Origin of the sequence: Thermomonas sp. (assembly GCF_035369645.1) — a bacterium.
Lineage (GTDB): Bacteria > Pseudomonadota > Gammaproteobacteria > Xanthomonadales > Xanthomonadaceae > Thermomonas.
Map to the genome: position 1 here is coordinate 15,863 of NZ_DAOOUM010000030.1, position 16,888 is coordinate 32,750.

Annotated in this window: 19 protein-coding genes; 13 read left to right on the forward strand and 6 right to left on the reverse strand. The window is 60.1% G+C overall.

From position 1 onward, the window contains the following. Positions 1 to 11: 11 nt before the first annotated feature. Positions 12 to 929, reverse strand: a complete 918-nt coding sequence (gene prmB, locus PK789_RS07195) for a 50S ribosomal protein L3 N(5)-glutamine methyltransferase (RefSeq protein ID WP_324308063.1) — start codon at positions 927 to 929, stop codon at positions 12 to 14. Between the two features lie 81 nt (positions 930 to 1,010). Between prmB and PK789_RS07200 the strand changes: the two genes are divergently transcribed. Continuing rightward, complete coding sequence (locus PK789_RS07200; RefSeq protein WP_324308065.1) at positions 1,011 to 1,661, forward strand: SCO family protein; 651 nt, start codon at positions 1,011 to 1,013, stop codon at positions 1,659 to 1,661. Beyond that, positions 1,658 to 2,500, forward strand: coding sequence for an archaetidylserine decarboxylase (asd, locus tag PK789_RS07205; protein ID WP_324308067.1), 843 nt, complete (start codon positions 1,658 to 1,660; stop codon positions 2,498 to 2,500). Before PK789_RS07200 ends, asd begins: the two co-directional genes overlap by 4 nt. 6 nt (positions 2,501 to 2,506) lie before the next feature. On the opposite strand, the gene PK789_RS07210 is transcribed toward asd, so the two are convergent. Continuing rightward, positions 2,507 to 4,045, reverse strand: a complete 1,539-nt coding sequence (locus PK789_RS07210) for a transglycosylase SLT domain-containing protein (protein WP_503011919.1) — start codon at positions 4,043 to 4,045, stop codon at positions 2,507 to 2,509. A gap of 138 nt (positions 4,046 to 4,183) precedes the next feature. Between PK789_RS07210 and PK789_RS07215 the strand changes: the two genes are divergently transcribed. The 3 genes from PK789_RS07215 to greB are packed head-to-tail and all read left to right on the forward strand — an operon-like array spanning position 4,184 to position 6,706. Beyond that, positions 4,184 to 5,698 (forward strand): helicase HerA-like domain-containing protein, encoded by a 1,515-nt coding sequence (locus PK789_RS07215; protein ID WP_324308068.1) that lies wholly within the window; start codon positions 4,184 to 4,186, stop codon positions 5,696 to 5,698. Between the two features lie 58 nt (positions 5,699 to 5,756). Then, positions 5,757 to 6,194 (forward strand): copper resistance protein NlpE, encoded by a 438-nt coding sequence (locus tag PK789_RS07220; protein WP_324308069.1) that lies wholly within the window; start codon positions 5,757 to 5,759, stop codon positions 6,192 to 6,194. A 5-nt stretch (positions 6,195 to 6,199) separates the two neighbouring features. Further along, entirely contained in the window at positions 6,200 to 6,706 is a 507-nt protein-coding gene (gene greB / locus PK789_RS07225; RefSeq protein WP_324308071.1) for a transcription elongation factor GreB, read from the forward strand. Between the two features lie 6 nt (positions 6,707 to 6,712). On the opposite strand, the gene PK789_RS07230 is transcribed toward greB, so the two are convergent. Genes PK789_RS07230 through PK789_RS07245 form a run of 4 tightly spaced genes read right to left on the reverse strand, consistent with a single transcriptional unit; the run spans position 6,713 to position 9,870 of the window. After that, positions 6,713 to 6,988 carry a GNAT family N-acetyltransferase gene (locus tag PK789_RS07230; RefSeq protein ID WP_324308073.1) on the reverse strand — a complete coding sequence of 92 codons (276 nt, stop codon included), beginning with the start codon at positions 6,986 to 6,988 and terminating at the stop codon, positions 6,713 to 6,715. Between the two features lie 24 nt (positions 6,989 to 7,012). Continuing rightward, entirely contained in the window at positions 7,013 to 7,621 is a 609-nt protein-coding gene (locus PK789_RS07235) for a rhomboid family intramembrane serine protease (protein ID WP_324308074.1), read from the reverse strand. A gap of 3 nt (positions 7,622 to 7,624) precedes the next feature. Beyond that, positions 7,625 to 9,244, reverse strand: coding sequence for a POT-type proton-dependent oligopeptide transporter (locus PK789_RS07240; RefSeq protein ID WP_324308076.1), 1,620 nt, complete (start codon positions 9,242 to 9,244; stop codon positions 7,625 to 7,627). Next, on the reverse strand, positions 9,235 to 9,870 hold the full coding sequence (locus PK789_RS07245; RefSeq protein WP_324308078.1) for a glutathione S-transferase family protein: 636 nt from the start codon (positions 9,868 to 9,870) through the stop codon (positions 9,235 to 9,237). Before PK789_RS07245 ends, PK789_RS07240 begins: the two co-directional genes overlap by 10 nt. A gap of 123 nt (positions 9,871 to 9,993) precedes the next feature. Between PK789_RS07245 and PK789_RS07250 the strand changes: the two genes are divergently transcribed. The 8 genes from PK789_RS07250 (at position 9,994) to PK789_RS07285 (ending at position 16,849) form a co-directional block, all read left to right on the forward strand. Next, positions 9,994 to 11,760 (forward strand): M14 family metallopeptidase, encoded by a 1,767-nt coding sequence (locus PK789_RS07250; protein ID WP_324308097.1) that lies wholly within the window; start codon positions 9,994 to 9,996, stop codon positions 11,758 to 11,760. Between the two features lie 105 nt (positions 11,761 to 11,865). Continuing rightward, positions 11,866 to 12,114, forward strand: coding sequence for a hypothetical protein (locus tag PK789_RS07255; protein ID WP_324308081.1), 249 nt, complete (start codon positions 11,866 to 11,868; stop codon positions 12,112 to 12,114). 14 nt (positions 12,115 to 12,128) lie between these two features. Further along, the gene (locus tag PK789_RS07260; protein WP_324308082.1) at positions 12,129 to 12,608 is read left to right on the forward strand and encodes a guanyl-specific ribonuclease; all 480 of its coding nucleotides are present in this window, start codon (positions 12,129 to 12,131) and stop codon (positions 12,606 to 12,608) included. A 9-nt stretch (positions 12,609 to 12,617) separates the two neighbouring features. Further along, complete coding sequence (locus tag PK789_RS07265) at positions 12,618 to 13,064, forward strand: barstar family protein (protein WP_324308083.1); 447 nt, start codon at positions 12,618 to 12,620, stop codon at positions 13,062 to 13,064. A gap of 10 nt (positions 13,065 to 13,074) precedes the next feature. Next, on the forward strand, positions 13,075 to 13,626 hold the full coding sequence (locus PK789_RS07270; protein ID WP_324308085.1) for a GNAT family N-acetyltransferase: 552 nt from the start codon (positions 13,075 to 13,077) through the stop codon (positions 13,624 to 13,626). Continuing rightward, on the forward strand, positions 13,623 to 13,952 hold the full coding sequence (locus PK789_RS07275) for a non-heme iron oxygenase ferredoxin subunit (RefSeq protein WP_324308087.1): 330 nt from the start codon (positions 13,623 to 13,625) through the stop codon (positions 13,950 to 13,952). Before PK789_RS07270 ends, PK789_RS07275 begins: the two co-directional genes overlap by 4 nt. A 118-nt stretch (positions 13,953 to 14,070) precedes the next feature. Then, the gene (locus tag PK789_RS07280) at positions 14,071 to 16,194 is read left to right on the forward strand and encodes a TonB-dependent receptor (protein WP_324308089.1); all 2,124 of its coding nucleotides are present in this window, start codon (positions 14,071 to 14,073) and stop codon (positions 16,192 to 16,194) included. Between the two features lie 7 nt (positions 16,195 to 16,201). After that, the gene (locus PK789_RS07285) at positions 16,202 to 16,849 is read left to right on the forward strand and encodes a PepSY-associated TM helix domain-containing protein (protein ID WP_324308091.1); all 648 of its coding nucleotides are present in this window, start codon (positions 16,202 to 16,204) and stop codon (positions 16,847 to 16,849) included. Positions 16,850 to 16,888: the final 39 nt, after the last annotated feature.

A 16,888-nucleotide genomic window follows, 5' to 3' on the forward strand; every position in this document is an offset into this window, starting at 1 on the left:
CGCCCTGCAACCTACGCGCGGGCATTGGCCAAGCGCGTGATGGCAGCGTTGTGTTCGATCAAATCGCGGCATTCGGCCACAAAAATCCCCATCTGCCCAACTTTGAATTCCACCCACGCCAACGGTAGTTCCGGCAGCAGTTTGACAAGGGCGCGCTCGGACTCGCCCACTTCGCAAATCAGCAGGCCATCCTCGGACAGGTGCAGCGGTGCATCGCGCAGAATTTTCAGTGCCAAATCCAAACCATCATCGCCGGCGCGCAGGCCCAGTTCGGGTTCGTGGGCGTATTCGCGCGGCAGCGCGTCGGTTTCGTCGTTGGTGACGTAGGGCGGGTTGGTGACGATCAAGTCATAACGCTGGCCACCCAGCCCGGCAAACAAATCGGATTTCACGAAGCGTACGTTCTCAACGTGCAGGCGCTTCTCGTTTTCGCGCGACAGCGCCAGCGCATCGTCGCTGATATCCACACCATCCACATGCCAGTCGGGGTTGTAATGCGCCATCGCAATCGCAATGCAACCAGACCCGGTGCATAGATCCAGCGCGCGGCGCACATCACGGTCACCCAACCACGGCTGGAAGCCGGATTCGATCAACTCGGCAATCGGCGAGCGCGGCACCAGTGCGCGCGCATCGCTCTTAAAACTCAAGCCGGCAAACCATGCCTCGCCAGTGAGATAGCAGGCGGGGATGCGTTCTTCGATGCGGCGCAAGAACAGCCCCAGCACCTCTTCTTTTTCGGCCTCGGTAACCCGCGCATTACCGTAGGCAGGCGGCAAATCATGCGGCAGATGCAGTGCGTGCAAGGTGAGCTGGGTGGCTTCGTCCAAAGCGTTGTCGTAGCTATGCCCAAAGGTCAGCCCCGCCGCATTGAAGCGGCTGGCGCCGTAACGAATCAGATCGATGATGGTTTGCAGTTCAAGGGACATGGCGGCCACGCGCGGACAAGACCGCTGATTATAACGGGCAGCCGCAGGTATCATGGCTGCCTGCCGTTTACAGCATGCCCCATGTCCAAGCGCCTCGCCCTGTTACTGACTCTTGCCGCACTGGCAGCCGTCGCCGGTCTGTGGGCCGCACAGCGGTTTTTTCCAGCCACACCACCGCTCAGCGCGCCCGCCTTGCCTGCAATGCAGGCACTCACCTTGTTCCCTACCCCACGCGCGGTACCGGCGTTTACCTTGCAGCAGGCCGACAACAAAACACTGACCTCCGCACAGCTGCAAGGCCATTGGACGCTGGTATTTTTGGGCTTCACCCATTGCCCGGATGTCTGCCCCACCACCTTGGCGCAATTGGCCGGCGCACAAAAACAATGGGCCGCGCTGCCAGCAGCCACGCGGCCACGGCTGCTGTTTGTGTCTGCCGACCCCGAACGCGATAGCCCGCAATTGGTGGCGCAATACGCCCATGCCTTCCACCCGGATACCCTTGCTGCCACCGCAGCGCTACCGCAATTGCAGGCGTTCGCACGCGCACTGTCGCTGGTGTTTATGAAAGTACCCGGTGCCAGTGGCACTGCCAACGACTACAGCATCGACCACAGCGCCGCATTGGTTTTGCTAGACCCACAAGCGAGGATGGCCGGTGTGGTGCAGCCGCCCTTGAACGTCAAGGGCATTACCGCCGACCTTGAAACACTGACTAAGACCACCCGATGACCCCCATCACCGCCCTCACCTACGTGCTGCCGCACCGCTTGTTGTCCTCACTGGCACGGCGGTTGGCCTACTCCACCAACACCACGATCAAGCAATGGCTGATCGACACCGTCACCCGCAAATTTGGGGTGAATTTGAGTGAAGCCGCCGAGTCCGACGCCACCGCTTATCCCAGTTTCAACGCCTTTTTCACCCGCGCGTTGAGGCCAGGTGCGCGTACACCGGATGCCGACCCGCGTGCCTTGTTGATGCCGGCCGATGGGCGTATCAGCCAATGCGGGCCGATTGTGGATGGCCGCATCTTCCAAGCCAAAGGGCAGAGTTTTACCGCCGCCGAGCTGCTGGGCAGCCAGACCGACGCCGCGCCGTTCCACGATGGCGTATTCGCCACGGTCTATCTGTCTCCACGCGACTACCACCGCGTGCACATGCCCTGCACCGGCACCCTGCGCGAAACCGTGCATGTGCCGGGGCGGCTGTTCTCGGTGGGCACCGCTGCGGTAGCCGGCGTGCCGCGCTTGTTTGCGCGCAACGAGCGGCTGGTCTGCCATTTTGATACCGAATTTGGGCCAATGGCCTCGGTGATGGTGGGCGCGCTATTGGTCTCGGGTGTGGAAACCGTGTGGAGTGGCGTGGAAATCCCCGCCTATGGTGCTGCCATCACCCGTAAAGATTGGCGTGATCGCAACATCACGCTAGAAGGTTTTGCCGAAATGGCGCGCTTCAATTACGGCAGCACCGTGATCATTTTGCTGCCCAAGGGCGTGGCTACGCTTGACCCGGCGCTGGGTGCGGAAAGCCCCGTGCAACTGGGGCAACGCTTGGGGTTGCGCAGATAAGCCCGGTTACCCACCGCACCCCACCAATTTCAAACTCTGTCCCGGCTTCAACGCGTATTTGGGCTTCTTCAACTTGTTGGCCTTAGCCAAATCGCCGATGTCGCAATCAAATTTGTGTACGATCTCACCCATGGTGTCGCCGCGCCTGACCGTGTAGCTCTTGGTTTTGACGGGCTTGACAGGTTTACGTTCGGGCGCTGCAACCGGAGCCACTGATGGCGTGGTCGCGGCCACTTGCGTCCCCCCCGCTGGTGTAGGGTCACCCACTCGCACCACCGCCGATTGCACGGTGCTGGTCATCAATTGTTTGGCCAAGGCCATGCGCTGGCCACGGCAGTTGAAGCGATACAGCCAGCTGATGCGGAAGGTGGCATTCAGCGCGGTGCCGGCGGGTAACATTTCGTCGGGCGACCAACGTGGGTTGAGGTTGCGCAGTGCGCGCAGATAGCCATCGCGTGAGCCCCAATTGCCCAAGCAAATGGTCAGCTCATATAACGATGTTGGCTGCGACAGGTTGATGCTGGCTTGGCGGGTGCTGACGCTGGGCCAGCGGATGCCGTATTCCTTGGGATGCAAAAACAACCACGCGGCGGCGATCACCATGGGCACGTAATCTTTGGTTTCAGCCGGAAATTGGTTATAGACATCGGCATCCCAAAAACTGCGCCCGCCGGTATCGCGAAACACACGCAGCGCACGACCTTCGCCGCCGTTGTAGCCAGCCAGCGACAACTCGATACTGTTATTGAGCTGAGCCATACGCTCGCTCAGATATTGCGCGGCGGCATCGGCGGAGGCGGCAGGGTCGTAGCGGGTATCAAACCCACTGCCGTCATTGCCCAAGCCAAAGCGCCGCCCGGTGGCCGGCATAAATTGCAGCGGCCCCACCGCACCGGCGCGTGAACCCACATGCACCTTGCCATTGGACTCTTTGGCCATGATCCCAAATAACAAGGCTTCGGGCAGGCCGTGGCGTTTGAATGCAGGTGCCATCAGCGCTTGCATGTAGCGATAATTTTCGTAGCTGTCCATCAACGAGGGGCGCATGTCGGTCAACCAGCGGCGGATACCCGCCTGCACCGCCGGGTTGAACTGCACCATCTTGACGAACTGCTGGCCGTCTTCGCTAAGCAAGGATGCGGCATTGGCGGTATCTGGCACGTTGGCCGCAGCAAAATCTCGCTCGTCAATCGGGTCTTCATCACCACTGGGCATGCCATCATCAAACTGCGGCGTTGCTTTCAGCAGGCGCTCGTAGGTGGTCAACATGGTGTCCACTGCACAGCCACGCTGCTTGGTGCAGGCATCTACTACTGCCTTCATTTCTGCCAATGCTGCCGTGGTGGCATTGGCAGCGGCTTGCTCATCATCGGCCAGCATGGCATCGCGATAATGCTTTTCTGCGTTATCCATGCGCTGCTGTAGTTGCGCCATCGCTGCGACATCTTGCTTTTTGGTGTCGGCAGCAGCAAATGCGGTGGAATACGACGCCAACAACGCGGTGGCAATGGCGGCAGCAAGCAAGGGATTGGTGCGAATGGACATCAGGCAAATACGCGCAATACGGGGTGGCAGGTTAGCCGCGTTCGGCGTTACCGGGCAACCACCTTGCATTCACTATGCGTCATGTTGTGCTCAGCATCGCTATAGAATCCTTATTCGCATTCATCGCTACGGATTGACATGGACCCCATCCTCGTCGGCAAAGCCATCACCACCGAAACCAGCGGCAATGTTGTGTTGCTGCCCCACTACGGCAACCGTCACGGCCTAGTGGCGGGTGCCACTGGTACCGGCAAGACCGTCACCTTGATGACCTTGGCCGAAGGGTTCTCGCGGTTGGGGGTACCGGTATTCATGGCCGATGTGAAAGGCGATGTGTCCGGGTTGGCAATCGCTGGCAGCTTGAGCGACAAACTCCAGGCCCGCATCACCCAATTGGGCATTACCGATTACAAAAACGAAGCCGCACCGGTGGTGTTTTGGGATTTGTGGGGCAAGGATGGGCACCCCATTCGCACCACCGTCAGCGAAATGGGTCCCACCCTGCTGGGCCGCATCCTGGAACTCAACGACACCCAAGCCGGCGTGCTGGATATTTTGTTCAAGCTGGCCGATGACCGCGGCTTGCTGCTACTGGACTTGCAAGACTTCCGCGCGCTGCTGGGCCTGATTGCCGAAGAACGCCAAGACATCAGTACACGTTACGGGCTGGTCAGCGCGCAGTCGATCGGTGCAATTCAACGCGCACTGCTGCGGCTGGAGCAAGAAGGCGCACAGATGTTTTTCGGCGAGCCTGCGCTGGCGCTGGCTGATTTGATGCGGGTCAATTACGACGGTCGCGGCGTGGTCAACATCTTGGCCGCCAATCAATTGATTTTGAAGCCCAAGTTGTATTCCAGCTTCTTGCTGTGGCTGTTGTCGGAACTATTTGAAACCCTGCCGGAAGTGGGCGATCTGGACAAACCCAAATTGGTGTTTGTGTTTGACGAAGCACATCTATTGTTCGATGACGCACCGCCTGCCCTGCGCCAGCGCATCGAACAAGTGGTGCGGCTGATTCGCTCCAAGGGTGTGGGGGTGTATTTCTGCTCGCAATTCCCCGATGACATTCCCGATGAGATCCTCGGCCAGATGGGCAACCGCGTGCAGCACGCCTTGCGTGCGTTCACCCCACGCGACCAAAAAGCGGTGAAAACGGCAGCCGAAACCTTCGTCAGTAATCCGCACTTGAACGTGGCGGAAGCCATCGGCCAACTGGGTGTGGGCGAGGCCTTGACCTCGATGCTGCTGGACAAAGGCGTGCCCATGCCAGTGGAAAAAACCCTGATTGCCCCGCCACGTTGCCGCATGGGCGCAATCACCGATGCCGAGCGCGCACAGGTCCGCGCCGCCAGCCCCATCGGCGGCAAATATGACACCCTCATCGACCGCGAATCAGCGGCAGAAATACTGGCCAAAAAAGCCAATGCCAAAGCCGAGCAAGCGCAAGCTCCACAAGCACAAACACCCGCGCAAGACCAAACGGATAACAGCCATGGTTTTGGGGATGCGGTGAAAGATGCGCTATTTGGCACCAAACGTCGGCAGGGCATGATTGAGTCCATGGCCAAACAAACGGCGCGCACGGTGGGTAGCCAAGTGGGACGACAGATTTTGCGTGGCCTGCTGGGTGGCATGTTCGGCGGCAAGCGTTGATTGATCGACGTTGCGCCACAGCACTCCAACATCACGCTTCAACATCAGGCCCCACATCATGAAATCAAGCATTTTTGTCATCGCTCTGCTCACCTGTTTTGGCCTTGCCGCCTGCAAACCGCAAACCGCCGCACCCGTCACGGCACCGGCACTCGTCACCCAGCCAGCCACGCCCGCCGCAGCAACGACGGTGGCCGGTACCTATTCCGGCATGCTGCCCTGTGCTGACTGCGAAGGTATGGATACCCGTTTGCTGCTCACCGCCGATGGCAAATACACCCTGACTCAGATCTATCAGGACAAGGACCACAGCAGCTTTGTCTCGGAAGGTGGCTATACCTTGGAAAGTGACGGCAAGACCGTGCACCTGCGCCCCACCAACAAGGACGAGTACGACGGCTATTACGAAGTGCTCTCACCCACCCAACTGCGCATGCTGGACCGCGAAGGCAAACCGGTTGACAGCCCGCTGAACTACACCTTGACCCGCAAATAAGCTGTATGGGCCGCTGGCGACCGCCTGCCGAAAAAAGCACGGCACTGATTACCCGCGAGGGCCACGACCGCCTGAAAGTGGAGCTGGACGACTTGTGGCGGCTGCGTCGGCCCGAGGTGGTGAAGGCGTTGGCCGCAGCCGCCGCCGAGGGCGACCGCTCGGAGAATGCGGAATACACCTACCGCAAAAAACAATTGGGCGACATCGACCGCCGGGTGCGCTATCTCAGCAAACGGCTGGAGGTCTTGCAGGTGGTGGACACCGCCCCCGCTGACCGCGAGGCGGTGTTTTTTGGTGCGCTTGTGGACTTGGAAAACGTGGCCAGCGGCGCGGCGGTGCGCTACCGCATCGTGGGCCCGGACGAAACCGACGCCAAACGCGGCTGGATCAGCATCGATGCGCCACTGGCACGCATGCTGCTGAAAAAACGCATCGACGATGAAATCGAGGCGCAACTCCCCAGCGGGGTCGCGCGCTTTGTCATCGTCGAGGTCAATTACCCCGCCACATAGGCGCGCTCAAGCACGCCGCAGCGGTTCAAACTCCGGATGCCGGCGCATCCACACATCGGCATACGAGCACTGCGGGTCCACATGCAGTGCGTGCGCGCGTGCGTACTCCAAGGCGGTGCGCACCAAGGCGGCGGCGATCCCGCGCCCGCCAATTTCACTGGGTACGATGGTATGGGTGATGACGATATGGCCATCGCCTGTCTCGTATTCGACATAGGCGGTGTGGCCGTCCGCTTCGGTAATGAAACGATGCGCGACTGCGTCGTGATGAATATCGGTCATGCTGCTAGCTCCTGCTGCTGTGCTTTATCCCAACAGACTACGTGTAAAGTGGCTGAGAATTGCCGGCTGCAACAACACAGTGAACAACACACCATACGCAGCGCCCCATAGATGCGCGCTGTGATTGACGTTGTCACCGCCACGCTGGTCCATCCACACGCTGTAACCCACGTACAAAATGGCGAACAAGAACGCCGGGATGGGCAGCGGAATAGGGAAAATGATCAGCTTCGTCCACGGGTCAAACAAGATCGCGGCAAACAGCACCGCCGCCACCCCACCCGATGCCCCCAAGCTGCGGTAATTGGCATCACGCTGGTGTTTGAGGAAGGTAGGCAAGATCGAGACCACAATCGCCGATAGATAAAACAACACAAACCCCAACGGCGTGATCCACGCAGAAAACACCTGCTCCACGGCGCTGCCAAAAGACCAAAGCGTGATCATGTTGAAGGCAAGATGCATCCAGTCTGCGTGTACGAAGCCATAGGTCAACAGGCGGTCGTATTGGCGGTTGCGCTGCACCGCCGGTGGCCACAGGATCAAGCGCCCCAGCAGGCGCTGATCGGTGAACGCGCGCCAGCTCACCAACACGGTGACGGCAATCAAAACCAAGGTCAACGAGATATGCATTGCTTAAGCAGCCCGATAGTGGTCTTGCATGGGGTAGCTGCGGGCATAGGCGGCAAATGCCAAGGCCGCAACAAAGGCAAAACCGGCAAAAAAGAACATCAGCACCGCGTTTTCGCTATAGCCGGTGGTGGCGATCTGCGCGGTCACCGCAGGGTTGCGCACGGCCACATTGGTCAGCAAAACCCACAGGCTGCCAAAGGTACTGGTCAGGTACCAAAATGCCATGATCACGCCCTTCATCGACCCGGTGGCTTGGCTGTAGGCAAACTCCAGCGCGGTAGCCGAGACAAGCACCTCGCCAAAGGTCAGCAGCAAATACGGCCACGTTTGCAAGGCCAATGAGGTCTGCGCGCCACTGTCGATCTTGAGCTGGATCAGCCCGGCGATGACCCAAGCCACACCTGAAAACACGATGCCCCAGCCCATTCTGCGCAACGCGGTGGGCTCAAGCCCCAGCTTGCGCAGCGCCGGATACAACACGACATTGTTGAATGGGATCAGCAGCATGATCAGCAGCGGGTTGAGTGCCTGCATTTGCCCGGCTTCTTTGACCAGCCAACTGGGCCACCACCACAGCGCATGCGGGACATCCATCGCCTTGCCCTGTATTACCCAGGTGCTGGCCTTTTGATCAAACAACGACCAGAACGGCGTGGTCAATGCGAACACGATCAGGATGCGCAACACCGCACGCACGCTATCCACCGCAGCATCCGGGTGCTGCCCACGCGCGCGCTCCAATTGCATCGATACGCCCACACCACCAAACGCGATCAGCACACCCAGCGCCAAACAGGCGGTGATCACAAAGTGAAAGCCCTCTGGCCACAGGCCAATCTCCACACCCAGCCACGTATGCAACGCCCAGCAGGTCAACAGCATGACCGCCAACGCGGCCCCCACGCCGGCCACCAGCAAGCCCGGCCGGCCTTGACCGGCCACCGCGGTGGTCAATGCGGTGCGGGCCACATGGAAAAACGCATGCGGGTCTTCACCACGGGTGGGCGGCACCCGCACGTATTGCTTACGGCCCAGCCAGAAGAGGATGGTGGCGATGAACATCAACACGCCGGGGATACCAAACGCCACCGCTGGGCCAAAATTGCGCAAGAACAGCGGCATCAACAACGAGGCAAAAAAGCTGCCAAAGTTGATCGTCCAATAGAACGCATCGAATACGATTTTGGCCAGATGTTTATTGGCGCTGGTGAATTGGTCACCGCAAAAACTCACCACCAAAGGCTTGATGCCACCGCTACCCAACGCGATCAAAAACAGGCCGGTATAAAACCCGGTTTTGTCGTTTTCAAACAAGGCCAAACAGGCGTGGCCGGCGCAGTAAATCAGCGAGAACCACAGCACTGTGTTGTACTTGCCAAAGTAGCGGTCGGACAACCAACCGCCCAACAGCGGGAAAAAATACACGCCGATCACAAAGCTATGAAACACATCCTTGGCCACGCCTTGGCGTTCGGCCTCGGGCACATAGGCCAAGATCACGCTGCTGACCAAAAACTGCACCAGGATGTTGCGCATCCCGTAAAAGCTGAACCGCTCGCAGGCTTCGTTGCCGATGATGAAAGGGATCTGGCGCGGCAGCCCCGCCATGGCGGTCATGCCCATTCGGTCAAGCCTTCTGCTGCATACAACGTGGCGAACGACGGCCGCGCTTTCATCCGTTGCGCCAACGCCGCCAGCTGCGGCCATTCGGTGGCGGGCTTGGGGGTGCCGCGCGACCAGCGCATCAGCATGGTCAGGTAAAAATCAGCCACGCTGAGGCTGTCACCCAGCAAGTAAGGGCCGGCCTTGGCCAGATGTGTGTCGATGCGCTGCCAGTGTGTCTCCACGCGCGGCGCGCAATGCGCGCGCACGGCCTCGGCCTGTGCTTCACCCGCAGGTTCGCCTGGGTACCACCACTGCCGAAACAACGGTTGCACTTCATTGGCCAACGTGAACATCCACTGCAAAAAATCAGCACGACGTGGGTCATCTAGCGCGGGGGCCAACCCTTTTTGCGGGTGGCGCTCGGCCAGCAACAGCGCCAAGGCCGCGGCCTCGTATTGCGGCTTGCCGTCAATCACCAATGTCGGCACCACGCCATTGGGGTTCAGCGCCAAGTATTCGGGGGTTTTCTGTGCCTTGGATGCAGTGTCCACCAACTGCAACGCATGCGGCAGCTCCAGCTCGATCAACAACCAATGCACCAGCAAGCTGGCCGAACCCGGTGAGTAGTACAGCGTGGTGTTCATTGATCACTCCTTGGGATAATGACGCATCTTCGCATGCAGGCGGCATCGCTCGGGCATGACTTTGTGCAGGCCACCGCGCACGCTGCGTTGGTTACTATCGACCGCTTGTCTAGGAGACACCCCATGCGCCGCAGTCTGCTTGCCCTTGCCTTGTTTGCCGCCACCACGTCGGTTGCGATGGCAGCCAAACCCAACCTGTCCACCGTGGCCGAGCGCAGTGGCTACAAGCAAACCGGCCGCTACGATGAAGTCATCGCGCTATGCGATGCGTACCAGCAGTCCTACCCAAAAGCGGTGCGCTGCTTCGATTTTGGCACCAGCCCACAAGGCCGGCCAATGAAGGCACTGGCGGTGTCCACCAGTGGTGCACTGACTGCCGAAGAAGCCCGCGCCAAAGGTCTGCCGGTGGTGCTGGCACAAGGTGGCATTCATGCCGGTGAGATCGACGGCAAAGACGCCGGTTTCGGATTGGTACGCGACTTGCTGCAAGGCAAAGTAGGCAAGGGCCTGCTGGATAAACAGGTGCTGCTGTTCGTGCCGGTGTTTAATGTCGATGGGCATGAAAACTTCAAAGCCTGGAACCGCCCCAATCAGCGCGGGCCCGCCGAGATGGGCTTTCGTGTCACCGCGCAGCGCTACAACCTCAACCGTGATTATGTAAAAGCCGATGCACCAGAAATGCAGGCGATGCTGGGCCTGATCAACCAATGGGATCCCCTGGCCACGCTGGATCTGCATGTCACCGATGGGGCCAAGTTTCAGCACGATATTTCGGTGACCGGCGACCCGGTCAATGTGGGCGATCCAGTACTGCGCAGTGCCGGCCACGCGCTGCGCGACGGCATCATCGAACAACTCAAAACCCAAGGCTCGCTGCCGGTGGATTTTTACCCCAGTTTTGCCGGCTATGACGACCCAAGCTCGGGCTTTGTGGAAACCGCCTACACGCCGCGGTTTTCTAGCGGTTATTTCCCGCTGCGCAACCGACTGGTGATGTTGATCGAAACGCATTCGTGGAAGACCTACCCCCAGCGCGTGCGCGCCACCTACAACGCGGTCTTGGACACCTTGCAATTGGTTGCGCAACACGGTGCGCAATGGCGGCAAATCGCGCTGGACGCCGATGCCCGCGCCGCGCAACTGGGTGGGCAGCCGGTGCCGTTGGAGTATCAGACCACCGAGGCCAAACGCATCATCGCCTTCCAGGGCTATGCCTACAGCCGCAAACCGTCGGATATTTCTGGCAGCGACATGGTGGCGTACGACGAACGCACCCCACAGGTGTGGATGCTGCCGCTGCGTGACACCATCGTGCCCGGCCTCAGTGTGGATGCACCCAAGGCCGGCTATGTGGTGCCATCCGAATACGCCGCCGAAGTGGCCACCAAACTGCGTGTGCACGGCATTGCATTCCGCAGCTTAGAGCAACCCGTCGCTAAGGCCGCCGTGCAAGTGTTTATGGCCGAAGACGTGAAGTTCACCCCCACACCGGTCGAAGGCCACCAACGCGCTACCCTCAAAGGCAGTTGGGAAAATGCCAGTGCGGACCTGGCCGCCGGCGCGTTGTTCGTTCCCATCGCCCAAGCCAAAGCACGCTTGCTGATGAATATTCTGGAACCGCAGGCACCTGACTCGCTGGCCGCGTGGGGCGCGTTCAACAACAGCTTTGAGCGCAAGGAATACATGGAAGCCTACGTGGCCGAAGAACAAGCACGTTTGATGCTGGCTAAAGACCCGGCGCTGAAGGCCGAGTTCGATAAAAAGCTCAAGGACGACCCCGCATTTGCCAAGAATCCGATGGCGCGCTTGGACTTTTTCGCCCGCCGGCACCCGGCGTGGGATCGCAACTACAACCGCTACCCCGTGCTACGGCTGGACACTGCGCCCTGAACACACCGCACCGGCGCGTGATACTCCTCAGCAAACCACCCCAGTTGCATGCCGAAAGGTCCAGGCGCATTCTGCGCCCGTGCCAATCACCGCAACGGGGGCAATATGCCGACTGCCGAACGCCGCAGCACGGTGCACCAGCTCAGCCGCACACTGCGACGCGAGCTTAACGAAGCACAAATGGACACCCTTGCCGGGCTGGAGCGCTTTGGCTGGGAACTGAAGTTCATTCGCAAACCCTTGTTCAAAGACTCCATCCCGGTCATTTTTGATGGCGACCGCAAAGTATTTGCCATTTTAGAACCCGACGGTAAATTGAACGAACACCCCCCCTTCCACATTCGTCCGTTTTGAAGGCCCCTACCCGCATGCGCAATCCGTTGGCGTTTTTCTTGCTGCTGTTTGCGCTGGGTGGGTTCTGGTGGATGCAGCATCGCCCCGCCACGGTGCCCGCCACGGTCGAAGCCCCAGCATCAAGCAGTCGCCACGCGCCTGCCGCCGAACCCCTCGCATTGCCATCGCCGGCTGCAGCACCGCCCGCATCGCCTACAGCCGCAAGCACTGCCACCACCGGGCTGCCCGCTTATCTGCCGGCTGAAGCACGCCAAACCATCGCGCTGATTCAACGTGGTGGCCCCTATCCGCACCGGCAAGACGACGGCGTGTTTGGCAATTTTGAAGGCCACTTGCCGCGGCAACCACGCGGCTGGTATCACGAATACACGGTAGCCACCCCCGGCGCACGCAACCGCGGCACCCGCCGCATCATCACTGGCGGCACGCCCCCACGCGAGTGGTATTACACCGATGACCACTACGCCAGTTTCCGCCGCTTTGATGTGCACTGAGCGCAGGCAATGACCGACGACGATTTCTGTTTGAATCTGGACGACCCGCAACAAGCTGGCGTGTTCTTCGTCACCGAAGATGACCTAGACACCCTTGCCAGCTCGGCACAGGATGCCGCCTTGCTGCTACGCCGTATCGACCTGCACGGTTGCGACGGTAAGCAAACCTTGTTGCAGCGATTGGCCGATGCCCTCGCCCTGCCGCACGATCAAGGCCGCAATTGGGATGCCTTAAGCGACCAGCTGCGGGATCTGTCGTGGTTGCCGGCGCGTGGCTATGTCTTGCTGCTATCGCATGCTGCCAGCCTGCGCGATACCGACGAAGCCAGCTTCGACACGCTGTTGAATATCGCCGAGGACGCCAGCCTTGCGTGGCAGCAGCATGCGCAACCGTTTTGGGTCTTTCTAGCGCTGCCCGAAAGCGATTTTCCGTCACCCGACTGCGCCACGCGCTAGCATGTTCGTAATGAATACCGCCCCCGATACCGCATTGCGCTACGCCACATTGAAGGACATTCCGGCCTTGGTCACCCTGGTCACCAGCGCCTACCGTGGTGATACCAGCCGCGCCGGCTGGACCACCGAAGCCGACCTCTTGGACGGCGAGCGGATTGCCCCGGATGTATTACGCGTCGATCTTGAGCGGCCGCGCAGCCTCGTCGTTGTGTTGGAACGCGCCCACACGCTCTTGGCCTGCGCCCACGTGGCGGAGGAAGATGGGGCCGGCTATTTCGGCATGTTCGCGGTGGCACCTGCACTGCAAGGCAGCGGCATTGGCAAGCACGTGCTGGCCGAATGCGAGCGCATTGCCCGCGATGATTGGCAGTTGCCCAGCATGCGCATGACCGTGATCAATGTGCGCGACGAACTGATCGCTTTTTATCAACGTCGCGGCTATCAACGCACTGGCGCATTCAAACCCTTCCCCTATGGCGATGCGCGTTTTGGTCAACCCAAACGCGATGATTTGCGCTTTGATGTCCTGGAAAAAAACTTGCGCACGGAGGCAGTCGCGTGAGTGCCGTTTGGACGTTTGTCTGCACCACCGCCGAGCTGCTGCCCGGCGAGATGAAAGTGGCGTTCGATGACATCACTGGGACACCCATCGCCGTGTTCAATCTGGATGGCATGTTGTATGCGCTGGAAGACCAGTGCACGCATGAGGATTTTGAACTCTCCGCCGGCCATTTTGATGCCAGCAGTGGCGAAGTGGAATGCGTGCTGCACGGCGCGAAGTTTGATGTGCGCGATGGCAAAGCCCTGTGCGCACCCGCGTATGAGCCGGTGGCCAAATTCCCGGTCACGGTGGAAGACGGCAAGGTCTATACCCGCGACGACCGCTGACCACGTTGCGGTTTAGGCTGCACAGCTGAGTTTCCTTCATTATTGCATTTGCGAATCACTCTCATTATCATGCGCAACCTCGGCGCGTTTTGCGCTGCAACATGCCTATGAGACCCCCATGCCTGCTTGCCATTTTGTCGTACCGCGTCTGCTGCGCACCCCATTGACCTTGGCCCTCGGCCTAGCCCTGAGCGCCCACGCCGTTGCCGGCGACACCGTTGACGACGCCAGCAAGCGTGACCGTGCCAAAGATGTGGATGGCGTCATCGTGGTCGGCCAGCGCTACCTGCCGGACTACAACGTGCGCACCACCCGGGGTGCCACCAAAACCGATACCCCCCTGCTGAACGTGCCGCAAGCGGTCACCGTGGTGACCGACAAGCTGGCCGCCGACCAAGGCGTGAACAGCCTCAATGACACCTTCCGCTACATGCCTGGCGTGGGCACCGCGCAAGGCGAAGGCAACCGCGACACCCCGGTGATGCGCGGCATCAGTTCCACCGGTGATTTTTATGTGGATGGCATCCGCGATGACGTGCAGTACTTTCGTGACCTCTACAACCTCGACCGTGTGGAAGCCCTGAAAGGCCCCAGCGCGATGATCTTTGGTCGTGGCGGTAGCGGCGGCGTGATCAACCGTGTCACGCGCGTGGCCGACGGCATGAACCACCGCAGCGGCAGCCTGCAACTGGGTTCGGGCCTGCGCCGGCGCGGCACCGTGGATTTTGGCCAAGGGTTTGGCGACACCGCCGGTTTTCGCGTCAATGCGATGTATGAAAACTCCGAAAGCTTCCGCGATGACGTGTTCCTGAAGCGCTATGGCATCAACCCGACGTTCAATGTCGATATCGGCAATGCCACGCGCTTGGTGCTGGGCTACGAAAAATTCCACGATGACCGCACCGCCGACCGTGGCGTGCCTTCGTTCCAAGGCCGGCCCGTGGCCACCGATCCTGCCACCTTTTTCGGCAATCCCAAGCTCAGCCGTACCGAAGCCGATGTGAATGCGTTTGATGCGGTGTTGGATCACCGCTTCAACGAACACCTCAGCCTGCGCAATCATCTGCGCTGGGCCGATTACGACAAGTACTACCAAAACGTATTCCCCGGCGCAGTCAATGCCACAGGCACCACCGTCACGTTGTCGGCCTATCGCAACGACACCACCCGTCGCAATCTGTTCAATCAAACCGATTTGGTGTGGACGCAAGGCGCGCACACCGTGCTGGCTGGGCTGGAGTTGGGCCGCCAGGTGACCGACAACTTCCGCCAAACCGGCACATTTGCGCCGGGTACCAATGTGGTGCCGGTGAGCAACCCAAATGTCAATGTGCCCGTGAGTTTCAGCCAAAGTGCAACCGATGCCGACAACCACGGTGTGGCCAAAACCGCCGCGCTGTATGTGCAAGACCAGATTGAGTTTTCGCCGCAATGGCAGGCCATTATTGGTCTGCGTTATGACGACTTCCGCGTGGACTTGCGCAACAACCGCACCGGCCAACTGTTCACCAGCAATGACGGCATGCTGTCGCCGCGCGCCGGGCTGATCTACAAACCCTTTGCAACAGTGTCGTTCTACGCCAGCCTCAGCAATGCATTCCAACCGCGTGCCGGCGATCAACTGGCCTCGCTCAATGCCAGCAATGCATCGCTGAAGCCAGAGAGCTTTCGCAACCGCGAAATCGGTGCTAAGTGGGACATTCATAAAGACCTGCAAGCCAGCGTGGCGGTGTACCGCCTCAACCGCAGCAATGTAGCCATCACCGACCCTGCCGATGTCACCAAAATGCTGTTGGTGGATGGCCAATACACCCAAGGCGTGGAATTGGGGCTGGCTGGCCGCATCACCGACCGCTGGCAGGTCATGGGTGGGTATGCCTATCAAACCGGCACCATCACCACCACCCAATCGGCAACCGTAGTGAAGGGCAACCGGTTGGCGCAACTGCCGCGGCATTCGGCCTCGTTGTGGAACCGCTATGACTTTAGCGATCGCTTCGGTGCCGGGCTGGGTGTGATCTATCGCGATGCCATTTTCGCCAGCGTGGACAACCAAGTGACCCTGCCGGCGTTCACCCGCATCGATGCGGCGCTGTTCTGGACGCTCAACCCCAGCTTGCAGCTTCAGCTCAACATCGAAAACCTCGGCAATACCCGCTACTTCGCCACCGCCAACAGCAATAACAACATCAGCCCCGGCGCGCCGCGTAGCGTATGGGTGAGTGTGAATTTCCGCTACTGAGCCCGCCATGCACACGACCATCAATAAACCCCAACGCCGCAACACCAGTTACCGCTGGGTGCGTCAGCTGCATTTATGGATTGGCGCATGGGGCGCGCTGGCCGCACTGCTGTACGGCATTACCGGCTTGGTGATGAACCACCGCATCGGCGATGGCGCTTGGCCACAGGGTGATAGCACCGAAACTGCACGGGTAACGCTGGCCATTCCCACCGAGGCCCGCAGCACACCCGAACACCTGTCCCTGTGGCTGCGCCAACATCAGCAACTCGACGCCCAACTGATCCGTAAAGGTGGTTCGGGTGGCCCGGGGGGTTCGGGGGCTGGCGAAGGAAAGCCTGCCCCCAAATGGAGTTTGAGCGGCGGCAGTGCTGGCAATTCGTGGTCGGTGGAATACCTGCCTGGCAACGACACCGCCACCCTCAAACGCAGCCATCACTCCCCGTTAGCCGCATTCAACCGCCTGCATAAAGCCATTGGCGGCAGCCTGCTGTGGGTGCTGCTGGCCGACAGCTTCGCTATCGGCATGGTGTTGCTGGGCCTGTCGGGTATCTGGATGTGGGCCCGTGGCCGCAGCCCACGTGAGCTGGTCTTCAGCGTGATGGGGCTTGCCACCTGTGTGTTTGCAGCCATTGTGGGCCTAGCGCTGGCTTGACCTTGTGCGCTATCACACGCCTTCCAAGCTGGAAGGCGT